The sequence below is a fragment of the Bradyrhizobium sp. LB14.3 genome, assembly GCF_040547985.1.
Lineage (GTDB): Bacteria > Pseudomonadota > Alphaproteobacteria > Rhizobiales > Xanthobacteraceae > Bradyrhizobium.
Window position 1 is genome coordinate 1 of the sequence record NZ_JBEPQT010000084.1, and the last position, 2007, is coordinate 2007.

The 2007-nt window shown below is 55.3% G+C and carries 2 protein-coding genes; one reads left to right on the forward strand and one right to left on the reverse strand.

Features of this window, described 5'->3' with window-relative positions; all coding sequences use genetic code 11:
* Positions 1–5: 5 nt before the first annotated feature.
* Positions 6–254, forward strand: a complete 249-nt coding sequence (locus tag ABIB00_RS38910; RefSeq protein WP_354108001.1) for a TOBE domain-containing protein — start codon at positions 6–8, stop codon at positions 252–254.
* A 445-nt stretch (positions 255–699) separates the two neighbouring features.
* Here the strand turns inward: ABIB00_RS38910 and ABIB00_RS38915 are convergent, their stop codons facing one another.
* Complete coding sequence (locus tag ABIB00_RS38915; RefSeq protein ID WP_354108000.1) at positions 700–1887, reverse strand: M24 family metallopeptidase; 1188 nt, start codon at positions 1885–1887, stop codon at positions 700–702.
* Between the last annotated feature and the right edge of the window lie 120 nt (positions 1888–2007).

Sequence of the window (2007 nt, forward strand, 5' to 3'; positions counted from 1 at the left end):
CAGTGGTGATCCGGCCGGAACAGGTCAAGTTGTCGGCCGATGGCGCTGCGGGCCAGAGCCAGCAGGCGCGCGTCCTCCATTCTCATTACTTGGGAAGCGCGACCCGGGTTGTGCTTGATATTAATGGAGAGCGACTCACAATGCAGGAACGCCTTCCATTTGGACGTCATCCGAAATCCGGCGACGTCCTTGATGTTACTATTACCACGGACAGCCTCCGCGTAATTCCGATGAATGAGGGACACGCTTCGTAGGCTGCGCCCAATGAACTCGTCCGGCCCTCCCGGCGGCGGAAGGACTTGAGCGATAGACTTGAAAGACCATCGCTCTGAGAAATATGAGCGCGGTGAGCCAATATTCGCTCAATCCGTAGGTTTGGCTGTACCAAGCGAGGCAACGGCATAGGCTGCGACCTCGTTGGTAGAGCGCGATGAGGCACGTGCGAGTAACAAGCTTCGGTGCGGATGTAAGTCCCTCGAAAATGGCTGTAGGAGATCGCCCGGTCATAGCGTTGACTCAGGAGAGCTGAAAAACGATCTACAGGCTGGGGGACGAAACTGCTGGAGGACTGCGCTGGTATGCTCGGGCACACCGACCGGGCCTCCGGTAGAAGGGACCGTTGCAACGAGAGTCGCGCCAACTCAGTGCTGCGACCCGCATTGCGTAGTTTCGGTCAGCATTTCTAAAACGCTGCCCGTTTTACTTTATGACCAGTTGTCGCGGGATTGTGGTCAGGTCTTCCCGACCACTTTCAGTCACAATGAACGATTGAGTAATGGTGACCCCATTCTCGCCGAGCCATAGCCCAGGCATCATGTGAAACGCCATGCCCGGCTCAAGAACAGTGAGATCACTATTACGAAGACTAGCCGTGCGTTCTCCCCAGGTTGGCGAGAACCCAATCCCTATCGAGTAACCAAGTCTAGCTTCCTTGTGAAAGCCGTGCCGGGCAATCGTCGATTGCCAAGTCCGTTCGATATCGGCGCAAGTGACGCCAGGTTTCACCTCCACCAATGCCGTTTCGATACCTTCGACCACGGCGTTTGAAATGCGGAGATAGGCGTCCGGCGGAGAGCCAAGGAATATCGTGCGACTAACGGGAGCATGGTAGCGGCGGCGGCACCCAGAGGTCTCCACATTCACAGGAATGTTTGTGCCGATTAGACGATCCGTCCAGGGCGCATGCGGTTCGCCTGATCGCGAGCCCGTGAGCAAGTAGGTCGGGCTCGAAGGTAGAACACCGCCGTATTCAGGCGTGCCCGCGATCATGCGTTGGTAAATCACTGAAGCCAGATCGCACTCTCGCATGCCAGGCTTTGCTGCCTCGATAGCGTCAGTGATCATCGCGTTCGATATCTTGCCCGCCTCCCGCATGATTGCGAGTTCAGCTGGACTCTTGCGAATGCGAACCCAATTGATGAGGAGTTCGGCGTCAACGAAGCGAACATTTGAGAGACAGCTTAGAAGCTTGGTATGGGCTCTTGCCGTGTAATAGTAGGACCCCGTCTCAGTCCCGATAGCTTCAAGGGTTGGACAAATCTCTCTGAGCTGCGCAACGAGAAAATCGACTGGATCCCGATCGGAGGATTGCACATATTCGTCCGTGTAGGGGCGGATGGCCTTCTCTGAAAGATGTGTCATTCGCCGCACTGACACTGCATCCATGAATCGGCCGATCCAGACGGGTTCATCAAGATCGCGGTGGACAAGCAGCATTTGAAATACGTAATACGAGTAGGCCTCGTATCCTGTGAGATAATAGATATTGGATGGCTCGCTGATGAGCAGCGTATCCATCTCCCGCCGTTCCATTTCCTTCTTCACCAACGCCAAGCGACGGGAAAATTCCTCCTTCTCGAACGGTATTCCGTCTCCGGTCGGGCTCATGACGTAGTTCCTTTCTACTAACACGTCCTAGGGTCTGTTGGGATTCAGGATTCTCATCGGGGCTTGGTTGTGATTCAAGCTTGGGATGGACCGATTCGTTTTGACTGACGCCCAATGGGC

Coding starts and splice junctions, on each gene's coding strand:
- ABIB00_RS38915 (WP_354108000.1), bottom strand. CDS start 1,887: ATGAGCCCGACCGGAGACGGAATACCGTTCGAGAAGGAGGAATTTTCC.